This is a genomic window from Thiocapsa bogorovii (assembly GCF_021228795.1).
In the GTDB taxonomy this organism is placed as follows: domain Bacteria; phylum Pseudomonadota; class Gammaproteobacteria; order Chromatiales; family Chromatiaceae; genus Thiocapsa; species Thiocapsa bogorovii.
On the sequence record NZ_CP089309.1, the window covers coordinates 3,303,639 to 3,318,360 of the forward strand.

The 14,722-nt window shown below is 64.9% G+C and carries 16 protein-coding genes and 1 riboswitch; of the genes, 10 read left to right on the forward strand and 6 right to left on the reverse strand.

The genetic code is table 11. The features are described from left to right. Positions 1–375: 375 nt before the first annotated feature. Positions 376–464: riboswitch (glycine riboswitch) on the reverse strand. 274 nt (positions 465–738) lie between these two features. Beyond that, on the reverse strand, positions 739–1,257 hold the full coding sequence (locus LT988_RS14875) for an SCP2 sterol-binding domain-containing protein (RefSeq protein ID WP_232406339.1): 519 nt from the start codon (positions 1,255–1,257) through the stop codon (positions 739–741). 242 nt (positions 1,258–1,499) lie between these two features. Continuing rightward, positions 1,500–2,045, reverse strand: a complete 546-nt coding sequence (locus tag LT988_RS14880) for a zinc ribbon-containing protein (RefSeq protein WP_232406340.1) — start codon at positions 2,043–2,045, stop codon at positions 1,500–1,502. 256 nt (positions 2,046–2,301) lie between these two features. Here LT988_RS14880 and leuS point away from each other — a divergent pair, with 256 nt between their 5' ends. The 7 genes from leuS (at position 2,302) to LT988_RS14915 (ending at position 10,351) form a co-directional block, all read left to right on the forward strand. Beyond that, positions 2,302–4,962, forward strand: a complete 2,661-nt coding sequence (gene leuS, locus LT988_RS14885; RefSeq protein WP_232406341.1) for a leucine--tRNA ligase — start codon at positions 2,302–2,304, stop codon at positions 4,960–4,962. Positions 4,963–4,967: 5 nt separating this feature from the next. Further along, positions 4,968–5,582, forward strand: coding sequence for an LPS-assembly lipoprotein LptE (locus LT988_RS14890; RefSeq protein WP_232406342.1), 615 nt, complete (start codon positions 4,968–4,970; stop codon positions 5,580–5,582). Between the two features lie 35 nt (positions 5,583–5,617). Next, positions 5,618–6,652, forward strand: coding sequence for a DNA polymerase III subunit delta (gene holA, locus LT988_RS14895; RefSeq protein ID WP_232406343.1), 1,035 nt, complete (start codon positions 5,618–5,620; stop codon positions 6,650–6,652). Between the two features lie 249 nt (positions 6,653–6,901). Further along, positions 6,902–8,176: a glutamate-5-semialdehyde dehydrogenase gene (locus LT988_RS14900; RefSeq protein ID WP_232406344.1), complete on the forward strand. Its 1,275-nt coding sequence runs from the start codon at positions 6,902–6,904 to the stop codon at positions 8,174–8,176. Positions 8,177–8,234: 58 nt separating this feature from the next. Continuing rightward, complete coding sequence (gene nadD, locus LT988_RS14905) at positions 8,235–8,864, forward strand: nicotinate-nucleotide adenylyltransferase (RefSeq protein WP_232406345.1); 630 nt, start codon at positions 8,235–8,237, stop codon at positions 8,862–8,864. Between the two features lie 154 nt (positions 8,865–9,018). Then, positions 9,019–9,375, forward strand: coding sequence for a ribosome silencing factor (rsfS, locus tag LT988_RS14910; protein WP_232406346.1), 357 nt, complete (start codon positions 9,019–9,021; stop codon positions 9,373–9,375). A 10-nt stretch (positions 9,376–9,385) separates the two neighbouring features. Next, entirely contained in the window at positions 9,386–10,351 is a 966-nt protein-coding gene (locus LT988_RS14915; protein ID WP_232406347.1) for a helix-turn-helix transcriptional regulator, read from the forward strand. A gap of 135 nt (positions 10,352–10,486) precedes the next feature. Here the strand turns inward: LT988_RS14915 and LT988_RS14920 are convergent, their stop codons facing one another. Further along, positions 10,487–10,933: a DUF29 domain-containing protein gene (locus tag LT988_RS14920; protein ID WP_232406348.1), complete on the reverse strand. Its 447-nt coding sequence runs from the start codon at positions 10,931–10,933 to the stop codon at positions 10,487–10,489. Between the two features lie 89 nt (positions 10,934–11,022). On the opposite strand from LT988_RS14920, the gene LT988_RS14925 reads away from it, so the two are divergent. Beyond that, positions 11,023–11,562 carry a dihydrofolate reductase gene (locus LT988_RS14925; RefSeq protein ID WP_232406349.1) on the forward strand — a complete coding sequence of 180 codons (540 nt, stop codon included), beginning with the start codon at positions 11,023–11,025 and terminating at the stop codon, positions 11,560–11,562. Here the strand turns inward: LT988_RS14925 and LT988_RS14930 are convergent. Then, on the reverse strand, positions 11,538–12,389 hold the full coding sequence (locus LT988_RS14930; RefSeq protein WP_232406350.1) for a symmetrical bis(5'-nucleosyl)-tetraphosphatase: 852 nt from the start codon (positions 12,387–12,389) through the stop codon (positions 11,538–11,540). The two genes, LT988_RS14925 and LT988_RS14930, sit on opposite strands and share 25 nt — an antisense overlap. Before the next feature lie 26 nt (positions 12,390–12,415). Further along, positions 12,416–12,790: a Co2+/Mg2+ efflux protein ApaG gene (gene apaG, locus LT988_RS14935; RefSeq protein WP_040730330.1), complete on the reverse strand. Its 375-nt coding sequence runs from the start codon at positions 12,788–12,790 to the stop codon at positions 12,416–12,418. A 157-nt stretch (positions 12,791–12,947) separates the two neighbouring features. On the opposite strand from apaG, the gene LT988_RS14940 reads away from it, so the two are divergent. Both LT988_RS14940 and LT988_RS14945 read left to right on the forward strand, forming a co-directional pair. Beyond that, complete coding sequence (locus tag LT988_RS14940; protein WP_232406351.1) at positions 12,948–13,115, forward strand: hypothetical protein; 168 nt, start codon at positions 12,948–12,950, stop codon at positions 13,113–13,115. Between the two features lie 123 nt (positions 13,116–13,238). Beyond that, complete coding sequence (locus LT988_RS14945; protein ID WP_232406352.1) at positions 13,239–14,174, forward strand: Gfo/Idh/MocA family protein; 936 nt, start codon at positions 13,239–13,241, stop codon at positions 14,172–14,174. An 85-nt stretch (positions 14,175–14,259) separates the two neighbouring features. Here LT988_RS14945 and LT988_RS25275 read toward each other — a convergent pair whose 3' ends face one another. Next, positions 14,260–14,394, reverse strand: a complete 135-nt coding sequence (locus tag LT988_RS25275; RefSeq protein ID WP_269752049.1) for a hypothetical protein — start codon at positions 14,392–14,394, stop codon at positions 14,260–14,262. Positions 14,395–14,722 lie beyond the last annotated feature (328 nt).

A 14,722-nucleotide genomic window follows, 5' to 3' on the forward strand; every position in this document is an offset into this window, starting at 1 on the left:
TAGCCCGTTGAGTCGCCACCGCTCGCGAGGCGTCGACCTGGATCTGTACCCGGCGCAGATGCGCTCGGTGATAAAGGGCGAAGGACGCGGGTGATGCGAGTCGGTCGCGTGCGAAAACTGTCGTCCGGTACGGGACGTCGGGCCGGGATGCGAGTGCGCTCGAGGGCGCGGCCCCGGATGTGGGGACGACGGATCAGGCGCGCGTCGCGTTTCGGACCCGTGCAGGCACGAGCCTTCGGGATCCACCCGGATCCTCGACACCGCCCCTCTGTCCTAGACCTGAGAGTTTGCAGACGACCGAACGGTTCGTTCGCTGCTGCCCCTTCGGTGGGTCCCGACTGCCGAGACAGTCCGGACCGCTCTCCAGAGTCGGTCGTTATTCCCGCGGTCCTTTTGCCTGAGCGATTCCGGGCAGTGTTGCGCCTTCGGCGCCGGCCGAGGCCGGACTCTCCCGCGGGACTTGACGCGAAACGGGACTATAAGCGCGGTTCGGTCGGATTTCCAGCCATCGCGGTCGCGGACTTAAACCGCGCCCGGTGGGGTATGCGTTTTTTGTTGGATGGGCTTGGCCGCGCTGGCTCCGGCAACTGTCGGAGTCGGCGCGGTTTAAGCTGATTCCAGGGAGAGGAATGACTTGTGTCGGTGCGAACTTATTCGCACCTACGGCCTATGCGTAACCGTTGGGTCGTTCCGGGTCCGTATGGGCGATTTCCATCGCTCCGACCATAACGCCTCGACCTATGGGCAAGCGCTCTTATCACCCGGAACCTTGCCGGTCAGCTGCAGGAAGGTGTCGAACGGACCCATGACGCCCATGGCTTCCATCTTGGGTCCTTTAAACTTGAGCTTGCCGGTCGCCATCGCGCCCATCGCGCCGCAGCCCAAGCTGCCTTCGCCCATGCAGACCCAGTCCTCGTCGGTTGCGTTCATGAGGTAATCGACGCTCGGGTCGAGCGTCGTGGTCTTCACCGCGCCGCCGTAGGTGCACATGGCCTTGCCGTCCTTGTCACTGATCTGCAGCTCGACACGGCTGCCCTCGCCGCACTTAGTGCGGTAGAGCTGGATGACCTTGTATCCACGACCGGCGTTGTTTGCCGCCCAGTTATCGCCCGCCAGACCGGCGGTGAGCGCGCCGGCCCCGTTCCAGGCTTGACAGGCGGAGGCCGCCCAATCGGCGTCCATGAAGGTTGCGGCCTGTGCGCCGGCTGAGAAGGTTAGGGCGAGTGCCGGGAGAGTGAGTGCGATGCGGCGAATCATGATGGTGTCCTCGTCTGGTGTTTCGTGCGGGCGCGGAAAGTGCCCGTTCTTGGTGTTGTCGTACAAGCATCTCGATGCTAGTCGGCGCGGGGTCTGTGATGCAACTGCGGGGCGACGAGCTGATCAGGTCGCTCGCGGGGCGGGGTCTCGTTCGTCATGTCGGCGATGGCGCGGCACGTGGCGCGGAGCGCCACGGGGCATGCGTGACACCGCGGAGCGGATGTCACGAGTGCTGACGATCCTCAACCCTTACCCTTGTCGCGAGGCTCGTCGCCGCGGCGGCGGAAGCTCAGGCCGCCGCAGTCTGCACAAGGCGGGATGCGTCCGGCCTTGACGAAATGGGTCTCGGCCCCGCAGCGGTCGCAGACCAGGGTGCCGGGGCCGGTGACCTCGCCGGCCTGATAGAGGCTCATCTGGCGTGCAACCTCGGCCCATTGGGCCAGTTGCAGGCTGGTCTGGTCCGCAACCTTGGAAAAGGCGTCCATCATGCGCTGCTCGATCAGCTCTAGGTCGAAGCGCCACCAATCGCGGATGTCTTGGCCGGTCTCGGCGATATAGTTGGCCGCGTCCTCGATGTCGCGTTTGATGTAGTCGGAGACCTTATCGGCCTCTTCCCGGGTCAACTCGCCAAGCTCGACCATGTTGTCGCGCGCCTTCTCCAGTATCTCGCGGAACTTGGGTGCCGATTCTTCCCGGGTCTTTTCGATCGTCTCGTGGGTTTCCTTGAGCATCCGCTCGTAGGCATCCACCAGTTTGTCCGTCGTCGAGCCTTTGTCGTCTTTGTTCATCATCCTCTCCGGTGGGTAGGGCGCGGGGCAGCGCTTGCCGCTGCGACAGCACCTCACGCGTTTCACGCAAAGGCGTCGAGACGCCGATGTCTAAAGTGTGCAGTATGGCCGCGATTTCGCAAGGACCGCTTGCACCGACCGATCGCTGCTCGTTATGCCCGATGTGCCCCGTTTGTGTCCAAGTCGCCGCGGATCCGTCCGCTGCGGTATCCTAACGCCCATCGCCGTCACCCCCTTGCCGGAAGACCGAACACCCATGCAGACCGATTACGACCCGCAGGCCGTCGAGGCCGCGGCCCAGCGCTATTGGGAAGACAACCAGTCCTTCAAGACCGTCGAGGACCGCTCGCGCGAGAAATTCTACTGCCTCTCGATGTTCCCCTATCCCTCGGGGCGGCTGCACATGGGGCATGTGCGCAATTACACCATCGGCGACGTGATCGCACGCCATCAGCGCATGCTCGGAAAGAACGTGCTCCAGCCGATGGGGTGGGACGCCTTCGGTCTCCCGGCCGAGAACGCGGCCATCCAGAAGGGCATCCCGCCCTCGGAATGGACCAAGTCGAACATCGACTACATGCGTACCCAGCTCAAGCAACTCGGTTTCGGGTACGACTGGGATCGGGAGCTTGCGACCTGCAATCCGGATTATTACCGCTGGGAGCAGTGGCTTTTCACGCGTCTCATGGAGAAGGGGCTGGTCTATCGCTCGCAGGCGACGGTCAACTGGGATCCGATCGACCAGACGGTGCTCGCCAACGAGCAGGTTATCGACGGCAAGGGATGGCGCTCGGGCGCGCCGGTAGAGAAGCGCGAGATCCAGCAGTGGTTCGTGCGGATCACCGACTACGCGCAGGAGCTGCTGGATGCACTCGACGGCCTGGACGGCTGGCCGGAGCAGGTCCGCACCATGCAGCGCAATTGGATCGGGCGCTCCGAGGGTGTCGAGATGCGCTTCGGCATCGAGGGCTCGGACGAGACGCTGGAGATCTACACGACCCGTCCGGATACGCTCATGGGCGTGACCTATGTCGCCGTCGCCGCCGAGCATCCGCTCGCGCGACGTGCAGCCGAGGATCGGCCGGCGCTCGCGGCCTTCATCGAGGAGTGCCGCAAGGGCGGGACCTCCGAGGCCGAGATCGAGACGATGGAGAAGAAGGGCCATCCGCTCGGCCTGAACGCACTGCATCCGGTCACCGGGGAGGCGGTGCCGATCTTCGCCGCGAATTTCGTGTTGATGGGTTACGGAACGGGTGCGGTGATGGCGGTCCCGGCGCATGATGAGCGCGACTTCCATTTCGCGCACAAATACGGCATCCCGATCCGTCCGGTGATCGTCCCCGAGGATTGGAAAGATCTCGCGCTGGAGGTCACGTCTGCTGACGGCACACCCGCGGAAAGCCGCCCGGTCGTTGCGGTGCTCGGAGACGCGTCCCGAGTCCCTCTGGACTGGTCGCACTGGGACGCGCGTTTCGAGCAAAAAGGCGTTCTCATCAACTCCGGCCCTTTCTCGACCTTGACCAGTACCGAGGCGTTCGAGTCCATCGCGGCCTGGCTGACGGAGCACGACAGGGGCCGCAAGCGCGTGAACTTCAGGCTGCGCGACTGGGGTGTTTCGCGCCAACGCTACTGGGGCTGCCCCATCCCGGTGGTGAACCGTCCCGACGGCAGTCTGCGCCCCGAGACCGACCTGCCGGTGCGCCTGCCCGAGAACGTCGTCGTTGACGGTTCGGGCTCGCCGCTCAAGAAGATGCCGGCCTTCTCGGACCTTCCCGGCGGCGAGACCCGCGAGACCGACACCTTCGATACCTTCGTCGAATCGAGCTGGTACTACGCCCGCTACTGCTCGTCGGATTGCGAGACGGCCATGCTCGACGAGCGTGCGCGCTATTGGCTCCCGGTCGATCAGTATGTCGGCGGGATCGAACACGCCATCCTACATCTGCTCTACGCGCGCTTCTTCCACAAGCTGATGCGCGACGAGGGTCTCATCGACTGCGACGAGCCCTTCGCCAGGCTCTTGACGCAAGGGATGGTGGTCGCCGAGACCTGGTATCGCGAGGACGCCGACGGGCGCAAGCAATGGATCAACCCGGCCGAGGTCGAGACCGAGCGCGACGAGAAGGGCCGGCTGGTGCGTGCCTGGCTCGCGGCCGACGGGCTGCCGGTGACCTTCGGCGGCATCGAGAAGATGTCGAAATCCAAGAACAACGGCGTCGACCCGCAGGTCCTGACCGAGCGCTACGGTGCGGATACCGTCCGGCTCTACACCATGTTTACCTCGCCGCCCGAGCAGTCGCTCGAATGGAACGACGAGGGTGTCGAGGGCGCCTTCCGTTTCCTCAAGCGCCTGTGGTGGCTGGCGACGACCGAAGCGGAGACCATCCGCGGCGCAGGCGATCCGGCCGGGATCGATCTCGACGAGGCGACCGGCGAGGTCAGGCGCGAGATCCACGGCGTGCTCAAAAAGGCGCGCTTCGACTACGAGCGTCAGCAGTTCAATACCGTCGTCTCCGGCTGTATGACCCTGGTCAACGTGCTCTACAAGCTCGACCCGGAATCACCGGCACGCGGCACCGTTTTGCGCGAGGGTCTGGCGATCGTGCTGCGTCTTCTCGCACCGATCGCGCCCCACATCACCCATCATCTGTGGCGCGAGCTGGGGTTCGGCGAAGACATCCTGGGCTCGACTTGGCCCGAGGTCGACGCCGCGGCCCTGGTGCAGTCCACGATCGAGTATGTGGTTCAGGTCAACGGGAAGCTGCGCGACAGCGTGAAGGTTCCTGCGGACGCCGATCGTGCGACCATCGAGGCCGCCGCGCTGTCGAGCGAGAACGCGCATCGCTTCATCGGCGAGTCCACCGTGCGCAAGGTCATCGTGGTTCCCAACAAGCTCGTCAACATCGTCGCCAACTGATGCGGATGCCCCTCGATCCCCGTGATCTTTGCCCCGACCCCGGGCGCGAGTATCAGGCCGGCACTTCCATCCATGCCCCGGCTGTCGGGGACCCGGCGCCTGCATCGCTCCCCTGGCTCAGGCCGTGGGCGCGGACGGCCTTTCTTCTGATCCTGGGTCTGATCTGTCTCGCTCAGCTCGGCTGCGGTTTTCGTTTGCGCGGTGTCGTCGAGATCCCGGCCGAGCTGAATCCGGTCTACATCCAGGCCGCCGGCAATTCGCCCGTGCGCGAAGCCCTCGTCGACCAGCTCGCGGGCAGCGACGTGGCGCTGGCTGCAACGGCGGGCGAGGCGCGGCTGATTCTGCGCATCCTCTCCGAGGGTCGGCGCTCGCAGGTGGTTGCTGTCGACACGGGCGGTCGGGTCTTGGCATACGAGCTTCATTATCTGCTGAGCTACGATGCCGTCACGCCAGACGGCGTGCAGAAGGTGCCGGCCCAGTCGCTCGATCTGGTCCGCAACTTCGACAATCCGGACGTGGAGGTGCTCGGCAAACAGCTCGAGGAGGCGCTGATCTACGAGGATTTCGCGCGCGACGCCGCGGATCGGATCCTGATGCGTCTGCGAGTGACGCTGCTCTGAGCGGCCCCTCACGCCGAACCCCGAGCGACGAACCGATGCGACTGCGCTTCAACCAACTCCAAGACGCCTTGTCCCGCGGTCTGGCCCCGCTGTACCTGGTCTGCGGGGACGAGCCCTATCAGCTCGGCGAGGCGGCGCGTCTGATCCGCGAGGCGGCTCGCCGTCAGGGGTTCGCCGAGCGCGAGGTCCTGGATCAGGACGCCTCGTTCGACTGGCATGCCTTGGCTGCCTCCGCGGACGCCATGTCGCTCTTCTCCTCGCGCAAACTCATCGAGCTGCGCATCGGTACGGCGAAGCTCGGCAAGGACGGGGGTGCCGCGGTTCGCGCCTATTGCGATCGGCCCTGCCCGGACAACCTGCTGCTGATCATCGCGCCCGAGCTCGATCGCAAGGAGCTGCAGAGCCAGTGGGCGAAGCGGGTCGAGTCGGTCGGCGCGCTGGTTCAGGTCTGGCCCCTGAAAGGACGCGAGCTGGTCCAGTGGCTCGGACAGCGCCTACAGGCGGTCGGGCTCCAGCCGGGGCCGGGCGTGGCCGAGCTGCTGGCCGAGCGTGCCGAAGGCAACCTGTTGGCGGCGGTGCAGGAGATCGAAAAGCAGCGTCTGCTGCGGGATCCGGGACCGCTCGATCTCGCCGATCTGCTCGGGAACCTCGCCGACAGTGCCCGTTTCGACCTCTTTTCGCTGACCGATGCGGCCTTGTCGGGAGACCGCGCGCGGACCCAGCGGGTGCTCTCGGTCCTGCGCGCGGAAGGAACCGCGGATGTTCTGGTGCTCTGGGTCTTGGCGCGGGAGCTTCGGACCCTGGCCGAAGCGGCCGTCGTACGTGCGGGCGGCGCGCGTGCGCCGGGTGCGGGGGATGCGCGCATGCCGCCGCAGCGTTTTGCGGCAATGGAGCGCGCCTTGTCGCGTCTGTCGCCGACCCTGCTGCGTGCGTTGCTGCATCAGTGTTCGCTGGTCGATCAGTCGATCAAGGGGCTCGCTGTCGGCGACCCTTGGCACCGTCTGGCGGTGGTCGCCGATGCCTTGGCCGCCGGCGGTTTTCGAGCCGGTCGGCCGATCCCGCAGCGCTGAGACGCGGTCGTCCTGGTCTTCTCGGTTTCCACGCAGCGACCGCTTCCATCTGATATCCGGTCCCTTTTCGGCTATACAGACCCCGGGCGCCGTCTTACACTGATCCGAACGACTGGTGCGGCAAGGCAGATTTAAGATGATTGATTTCTTAATACCGAAACCGCGCCGGCTCCAACGGGCGTCAAGTCTGCGGGGGCTGATCCCATCCAAACACATTGCATACCGCGCTGAGCGCGGTTTAGGTTCGAAATGAGCGAACGACAGATCACCGATATCGACGCCTATATGTCAGACCTCGGACGCCGAGCCCGTGCCGCGTCGCGCGCTCTGGCTCGGGCGACGACCCGCCAAAAGAACAACGCCCTCTCGGCGATCGCCGATGCGATCGATCGTCGGCGCGACGCCATCGCCGCCGCCAACCGGATAGACCTCGAGCAGGGTGCGGCCAAGGGCCTGGACGCCGCGCTGCTGGATCGGCTCGAGCTGACCGAGGGGCGTATCGACACCATGATCGAGGGGCTGCGCCAGATCGCAGCCCTGCCGGATCCGATCGGCGCCATCACGGATCTGGATTACCGCCCCTCCGGTATTCAGGTCGGCCGCATGCGTGTGCCGCTGGGTGTCGTCGGCATCATCTACGAGTCGCGGCCGAACGTGACCGCGGATGCCGCCGGGCTCTGTCTGAAGTCGGGCAATGCGACCCTCTTGCGCGGTGGCTCCGAGGCCTTCGAGTCGAACCAGGCAATCGCGGCCTGTATCGGGCAGGGTTTGGTCGAGGCTGGTCTGCCCGCCGACGGGGTGCAGGTGGTTGCCACGACCGACCGCGCGGCGGTTGGTGCCATGATCGCCATGCCCGAGTTCGTCGACGTCATCATCCCCCGCGGCGGCAAGGGCCTGATCGAGCGGATCAGCCGCGAGGCGCGGGTCCCGGTCATCAAGCATCTCGACGGCATCTGTCACGTCTTCATCGACGCCCATGCGGATTCGGACAAGGCGTTCGCCATCGCCATAAACGCCAAGACGCAGCGTTACGGCACCTGCAATACCATGGAGACCCTCTTGGTGGACGAGTCCGTCGCGGCGAGCATCCTGCCGCGCCTGGCGGCCGCCTATCGGGAGAAGGGCGTCGAGCTGCGGGGATGCGCGCGCACCCTCGAGATCCTGCCCGAGGCGATCGCCGCGACCGAGGCCGACTGGGATACCGAGTATTTGGCCCCGATCCTGGCCATTCGGGTCGTCTCCGGGCTCGATGCGGCCATGGATCACATCGCCGCGCACGGCTCTGCCCATACGGATGCGATCGTCACCGAGGATTACAGCCGTGCTCGACGCTTCCTGCGCGAGGTGGATTCCAGCTCCGTGATGGTCAACGCATCGACGCGCTTTGCCGACGGATTCGAGTACGGCCTGGGCGCGGAGATCGGGATCAGCACGGACAAGTTTCACGCGCGCGGTCCGGTCGGGCTCGAGGGGCTGACCTCGGTGAAGTTCGTGGTGCTGGGAGACGGCGAGGTCCGCACCTGATGACCGGGGGATCTCTCGGTGGCATGGATGTGGCCGTCGGTCGCATCTCGAAGCCTCGATGATCGGCGTCCTCGGCGGCACCTTCGACCCCATCCATTTCGGACATCTGCGTCCGGCGCTCGATTGTCTTCAGGCGCTCGCTCTGGACGAAATCCGGCTCATCCCGCTCAATGTCGCGGTGCATCGTGCGCCGCCGGTCGCCTCCTCGGCGCTTCGTTTGGCCATGTTGGAGGCCGCGATCGCCGGGCAGCCGGGCTTCGTCGCGGACCCCCGCGAGATCGAGCGGCCGGGTGGCTCCTACACCTACGACACCCTGATCTCGCTGCGCGCCGAGCTGGGTCGGGAACGCCCCCTGTGTCTGCTCATCGGCGCCGATGCCTTCGCTGGCTTCCCGGGTTGGCATCGCCCGGCCGATATACTGGACTTGGCGCACCTCGTGGTCATGCAGCGACCGGGTGCATCGGTCGCGCCGGACCCTGCACTGCAGGCATTGTGCGCAGGGCGTATCAGCGACCGGGCCGGCGACTTGGCAGAGACGTCGGCCGGCCGCATCCTCTTTCATGAGGTCACGCAGATCGATGTCTCGGCCACCCATGTGCGCGAGCTGGTGCGGCAGGGTCTGAGTCCCCGCTGGCTGCTGCCCGATGCGGTGATCTCGATCATCACGCGGGAAGGTTTGTATCGGTGAGCCGGAGGCCCGCCGACCCGAAGGGCTACGTTTGCACCGTCGCCCGTCGGATCAGACCAAGGATGGTGTGGTCGTCACCGCGGATCGCGGTGCGACGCAAACCCCTGTGCGACTGTTCGTGTCGCATACCTGATTCAAAAGCAGAGGAGATCGCATGCAGCTTGAGACACTTCGGGAACTGGTCGTCGACACGCTTACCGACATGAAGGCCCGCGACATCGAGGTCATGGACGTGCGGGGCAAGACCGCGATCACGGACTATATGATCGTCGCGTCCGGCACCTCGGATCGGCATGTGAAGGCCATCGCGGAGACCGTGGCCTACAAGTCGAAAGAGGCGGGCGAGACCCCGCTGGGTCTGGAGGGCGTCACCGAGGGCGAGTGGGCCCTGGTAGACCTCAACGGGGTCGTGGTGCATGTCATGCTCCCCAAGGTGCGTGACTTCTACAATCTCGAAAAGCTTTGGGCCGCACCGGCTGTGGTTGCGAAGGTCGCCGCCGTTCCCGTTTAGGGCCGACCCGGTGGACCGCTTCGACCGGATCTTCGAGCTCAACCGCATCCTTCAGGCGGCTCGACATCCGGTCTCGCGGCAGCGGTTGCAGGAGGCACTCGAGTGCTCGCGCGCGACCATCAAGCGCCTCATCGAGGATATGCGTCTGCATCTGAATGCCCCGATCGTTTACGACCGAGATCACAACGGCTACAAGTACGATCTGGCCGACGGGGCGATGTACGAACTGCCCGGTCTGTGGTTCAACGCCTCCGAGCTGCATGCCCTGCTGACCGTGCAGCAGCTCTTGACGAGCGTCGAGCCGGGTCTGCTCGATCCACATCTCAAGCCCCTGCAGAAACGCATCGGCGATCTCCTCGAGCTGCAACGCCCCGGGTTCGACGGGCTTTCGGCTCGGGTTCGGATCATGCAGGTGGGCGCACGCCGCGGCGGTCGCCACTTTCAGACGGTGGCCGGTGCCTTGGCCCAGCACCAGCGGCTGTGGATCCGCTATTTCAATCGCGGCGACGATCGGCACAGCGACCGCGAGGTCTCGCCCCAGCGACTCACCTACTACCGCGACAACTGGTATCTCGACGCTTGGTGTCACCTGCGCGAGGGTCTGAGGACCTTCGCCCTGGATGCGATCCAGACCGCGCGTCCTCTGCCCACGACCGCCTTGTCGGTGGCGAACGAGGATCTCGATCGACACTTCGCCGTTTCCTACGGGATCTTCGCCGGCGCGCCGCAGCAGACCGCGGTGCTGCGATTCAGCGCCGAGCGCGCCCGTTGGGTGGCGAAGGAGCAATGGCATCGAGACCAGGCAGGGCTGTTCCTCGAGGACGGGCGCTACGAGCTGCGCATCCCCTACAGCAACGCGCTCGAGCTGACGATGGACGTGCTCAGGTACGGGCCGGATGTCGAGGTCGTCGAGCCGTCGATCCTGCGCGATCTGGTCCGGGATCGCCTCGCCGCGGCGCTGGCGCGGTACGGCTAAACCGCGTCCGGAGCGCAATGCATTGTTTTTGGATTGGAGCGGCCTCGGCCGGATCCTCGAGCGTCGGAGCTGACGCGGTTTAGGATGATTGACGGAAAAGGAAGCACGTTCGTGATGCGGCGCATGAAGTCGCCACTACATGGCTTTTGGCTCGTTGCCCGCTTCCTCGTCGCTCAGGATCTGCTTGATGGTGAAGGGGCAGACCGGCGGGAAGGTCTCTTCGGCGAGGCCCGTCTCACGGGCCGCCTCGAGGATGGCATCGCCATAGGCGTCAAGGACCGCTTGTTCCAGCTTCGCCTTCAGACTCGGGTTCTGTGCGAGATGGCGATGAAGACGTCGGCGCTGCTCCTTGATCGTCAGTGTCCAACTTCGACTGCGCCGATTGGGCTGGAATTGCCACTTGAGCAGATGGGTGAACAGCCGTGCGAGTCGATTCTCAAGCTCCCGCAACTCGCTCTTGCCCATGCTCTCGATCTCCTCGGCGATGTGCTCGATGTCGGCCTGGTCGATCCGTCCGCTGCGCAGCAGCGCGGCTTGGGTGTTGGCCCAGGCGTAGAAGTCCGAGTCGTAGGTGCTCTCCATCGGTGTCCTCGGGGAATGGCTGCTGGGTTACAGGTATGATTGGTACCGCAAATGCGCAAAGGACGCAAAGTCAGACAATGTACTCCCCCATGGAATCGACCGAACAACAAGCGCCAACCCTCTGCCTGGTCGCCGCGATCGCCGACAACGGCGTGATCGGTCGTGACAATCGGCTGCCGTGGCATCTGCCGGCCGACCTCGGGCACTTCAAGCAATTGACGCTCGACAAGACGATCGTCATGGGGCGACGGACCTGGGAGTCCCTGCCGGGTCTGCTGCCGCGTCGACGCCACATCGTGCTCTCGGGTGATCCGGCATTTCGTCCTGACGGCTGTCTCGTGGTGGATTCTCTGGATGCCGCGATCGAGGCGGCCGGCCCGGTCCCCGAGCTGTTCATCGTCGGCGGGGCGACACTCTATGCCGAGGCGCTGCCGCGTGCCGACGGACTCTATCTGACGTTGGTCCATGCCGCCGTCGAGGGCGATGCGCGCTTTCCGCAATGGGATCCGGCGGATTGGGTCGAGGTGAGCCGGGTCGAGCGTCCGGCCGACGCGCGCAATGCGTATGCGTTGACCTTCGTGGAGCTTCGCCGCGTGCCCGTGCTTCAGTCCGATCCGGGCCGCAGATAGCCCTCGCAGTCGATTTGGAAGGGGGTTATCGGTCTCTTGTCGTCGCCGGTGCCGTCGATCCGGATTGCGGTCAGCGCGCCACCCCAGAGACAGCCGCTATCGAGTCCCCAGACGTTGTGCTCGGCGAGATAGCCGATGGTGGACCAGTGACCGAAGATGATCCGGTCGTCGCGGGTGCGCCGGTCCGGCATCCGAAACCAGGGCAGGCGTCCGGCCGATTGGCTGCCGATCTCGCCTTTCTCGCCGAGTGCAAGGGCGCCGTCCGACGCGCAGAAGCGCAGTCGGGTCAGGCAGTTGGTGATGAATCGCAGACGGTCCATGCCGGTCAGGTCGGGCGACCAGCGCTTGGGTTTGTTGCCGTACATCGCCATCAGATAAGCGCGGTAATCCGGTCCGCGCAGGGTCGACTCGAGCTCCTGCGCGCATGCCCGCGCGTCCGAGAGGCTCCATTGAGGCGGCAGACCGGCATGGATCATCGAGAAACCGAGATCCGGATCATGGTGCAGCAGCGGGCGATGGCGCAGCCAGTGCAGGAGCGCGTCGCGGTCGGGCGCCTCCAGCACCGCGTGGAGCGTGCTCTTGCCCGCGTGCCGGGTATTGCCTTCGGCCAGGGCGAGTAGATGCAGGTCGTGGTTGCCGAGGACCGTGACGGCGCAATCGCCCAGATCGTGGACGAACCGAAGCACGGCAAGCGACTCGGGCCCGCGATTGACCAAGTCGCCGACGAGCCAAAGTCGGTCGACGCCCGGATCGAACCGGAGCCTGTCGAGCAGTTGCCGCAGCTCCCGATAGCAGCCCTGGATGTCGCCGACGGCGTAGGTGGGCATGGCCGCGTGGGTTCCGGCGGGCGCGCTCAGTGAATGGTCATGGCGGACGCCAACGAGAAGGCCGGGATATCGGCATCGAAGCGGGTGCCGTCGTCGCCGATCATGCCGTAACTGCCGTGCATGCTGCCGATCGGGGTGGCGATGATGGTGCCGCTCGTGTACTCGAAACGCTCACCGGGCTTCAGGTGGGGTTGCTCCCCGACGACGCCCTCTCCTCTAACCTCCTGCGCCTTGCCGTCCGCATCCGTAATGATCCAATGCCGATCCAGCAGGCGCGCCGATTGGTCGCCGTGATTCTCGATCACGATCGTATAAGCGAACACATAACGTCCTTCTCCGGGAGAAGACCGCTCCGGCTGGTACTGACTGTTGGCTGAAATCTTGATCGAAAACTCTTTCACCTGAACCTCCACATCGCAGACAAGCGCATCGGATCGCGTGATAATACACATGGCCCCGTCGCGCGATCCAGGCGCATCGGGGCCACTCTTAAATTTCGGTGTCCCGCAAGGACAGCGAGCCACTCAGCTAGAGTCGTGACATCAGGTCGGTTGACGCATGCGCTCCAAATCATCTCCTCCCAAGCCCGATCTCGTGGTGTTGGTGATCGCCTTTGCGTTGATCGGGATGGCGGTGACTCTGGCGTATCAGATCGGTCTTTACGCGAACGTCGAGCGCGCGCCGATCGCCAAGCAGGCGGTCGCTCCGAAGGATTTCGGCGGCTGAAGACCTCGGCGCGCGGGAGGACAACGTGACCTCAACCGTTCCTCGGCACGCCCTGCCGTGCGATGTACGCCGGCGCCCGGTCCCGGGGGCTCCGAGGCTCAACAACGCATCCGGTGGTAGCCTATGTCCGATAAACTCCGCGTCGCCGTCATCGGTGTCGGTTATCTGGGGCGTTTCCATGCCCTGATCTACTCGCGCATGCCGGATGTCGAGTTGGCGGGCGTGGTCGATGTCGACCCGGCCCGCGCCGCAGCAGTCGCTGCCGAGGCCGGATGTGCCGCGTTCGGGCGGATCGAGGATGTCATCGAGCGTGTCGATGCGGTCAGCATCGTGGTCCCGACGACCGCGCACCTGGAGGCGGCGGCTCCCTTCCTGTCCCGCGGGATCGCGGTTCTGCTCGAAAAGCCCATCGCGGCGAGTCTGGCCGACGGGATCGAGATCGTCCGGCTCGCGCGCGCGCAGCATGCCACCTTGCAGATCGGTCATGTCGAGCGGTTCAACGCCGGCGTCATGGCGCTCGCAGAGCGCATCCACGCGCCTGTCTACATCGAGGCCCAGCGGATGGGCGGATTCACGGAGCGCGCGACCGATGTCGACGTGGTCTCCGATCTCATGATCCACGACATCGACATCATCCTCTCCCTGGTCGGGGCACGGATCGCGAACATCTCCGCCGTGGGCGCCTCCGTGCTGACGGATCACGTGGATATCGCGAGTGCCCGATTGGAGTTCGACCAGGGGACCGTCGCCAACGTCGTCGCCAGTCGCGTCTCGGACAAGACCACCCGGCGGATTCGCGTCTTCCAACCCGGCAGCTACCTCTCGCTCGACTTCATCGCGCAGACCATCGATATCGCCGCGCCTCGCGCCGCCGCGGGTTCCGCACGCCCGGAGATCGCCCGCGAGCGGATCAGCGTCGAGCCGGTCAAGCCGCTGGATCTGGAGCTTGCCGAGTTCGTGCGCTGTATCCGGGAGGGACGCCCTCCGCTGGTGGACGGGCAGACCGGGTTGAACGCGCTCGAGGTTGCTTTGGAAGTTCGCGCACGCACGGGGCACTAGAGCTAAACCGCGTCCGGCTTGACATTCGCCGGGATGCTTTGGCCGCTGCGTCCGAGCCATCAATGGGCGCTTAAGCAGACGCGGTTTAGGAATTCATAATATTGTTTTTGAAATTATTTTTGATTTTGGTCGTGCCGTTCGAAGGGCTATTTGGGTTGCCGTCGCCGATGCCGTCGGTCTTGGCCAAGCCGTGCGAGGCAGAACCGACCGTCGGCGTCATCCACGAGCCTAATCGTTGTCGTTGTCGTTGTCGTTGTCGTTTCCGACAACCGTGGCAAAGGTGCTTTCTCGCCGAGTTGTTCTGCTTATTCTCGAACCGTTTGTTGTCGGTCACTCTATTCCACGGGAATTCCTCAGAGTAATCCGCGCTGGCCCTACCGGATTCGTCCACCGCTTTTGCGGCTGCCTACGGTCCAGCTGGTCTTGGGCCGGTTCAGGGGATCCTAACGGCAGTAACCGGCCACTTCCGACCGCTCGCTCTTCGGCTATGGCTGACCGCTCTACGCGCTTATGGAAAGCTTTCCATAAGCGCGTTTATGCAAAGCTCG

What these genes read in the sequence shown, in the direction of transcription:
- LT988_RS14875 (WP_232406339.1), bottom strand. Translation starts at nt 1,257, where the DNA reads ATGATTCGCCGCATCGCACTCACTCTCCCGGCACTCGCCCTAACCTTC.
- LT988_RS14880 (WP_232406340.1), bottom strand. Translation starts at nt 2,045, where the DNA reads ATGAACAAAGACGACAAAGGCTCGACGACGGACAAACTGGTGGATGCC.
- leuS (WP_232406341.1), top strand. Translation starts at nt 2,302, where the DNA reads ATGCAGACCGATTACGACCCGCAGGCCGTCGAGGCCGCGGCCCAGCGC.
- LT988_RS14890 (WP_232406342.1), top strand. Translation starts at nt 4,968, where the DNA reads ATGCCCCTCGATCCCCGTGATCTTTGCCCCGACCCCGGGCGCGAGTAT.
- holA (WP_232406343.1), top strand. Translation starts at nt 5,618, where the DNA reads ATGCGACTGCGCTTCAACCAACTCCAAGACGCCTTGTCCCGCGGTCTG.
- LT988_RS14900 (WP_232406344.1), top strand. Translation starts at nt 6,902, where the DNA reads ATGAGCGAACGACAGATCACCGATATCGACGCCTATATGTCAGACCTC.
- nadD (WP_232406345.1), top strand. Translation starts at nt 8,235, where the DNA reads ATGATCGGCGTCCTCGGCGGCACCTTCGACCCCATCCATTTCGGACAT.
- rsfS (WP_232406346.1), top strand. Translation starts at nt 9,019, where the DNA reads ATGCAGCTTGAGACACTTCGGGAACTGGTCGTCGACACGCTTACCGAC.
- LT988_RS14920 (WP_232406348.1), bottom strand. Translation starts at nt 10,933, where the DNA reads ATGGAGAGCACCTACGACTCGGACTTCTACGCCTGGGCCAACACCCAA.
- LT988_RS14925 (WP_232406349.1), top strand. Translation starts at nt 11,023, where the DNA reads ATGGAATCGACCGAACAACAAGCGCCAACCCTCTGCCTGGTCGCCGCG.
- LT988_RS14930 (WP_232406350.1), bottom strand. Translation starts at nt 12,389, where the DNA reads ATGCCCACCTACGCCGTCGGCGACATCCAGGGCTGCTATCGGGAGCTG.
- LT988_RS14940 (WP_232406351.1), top strand. Translation starts at nt 12,948, where the DNA reads ATGCGCTCCAAATCATCTCCTCCCAAGCCCGATCTCGTGGTGTTGGTG.
- LT988_RS14945 (WP_232406352.1), top strand. Translation starts at nt 13,239, where the DNA reads ATGTCCGATAAACTCCGCGTCGCCGTCATCGGTGTCGGTTATCTGGGG.
- LT988_RS25275 (WP_269752049.1), bottom strand. Translation starts at nt 14,394, where the DNA reads ATGACGCCGACGGTCGGTTCTGCCTCGCACGGCTTGGCCAAGACCGAC.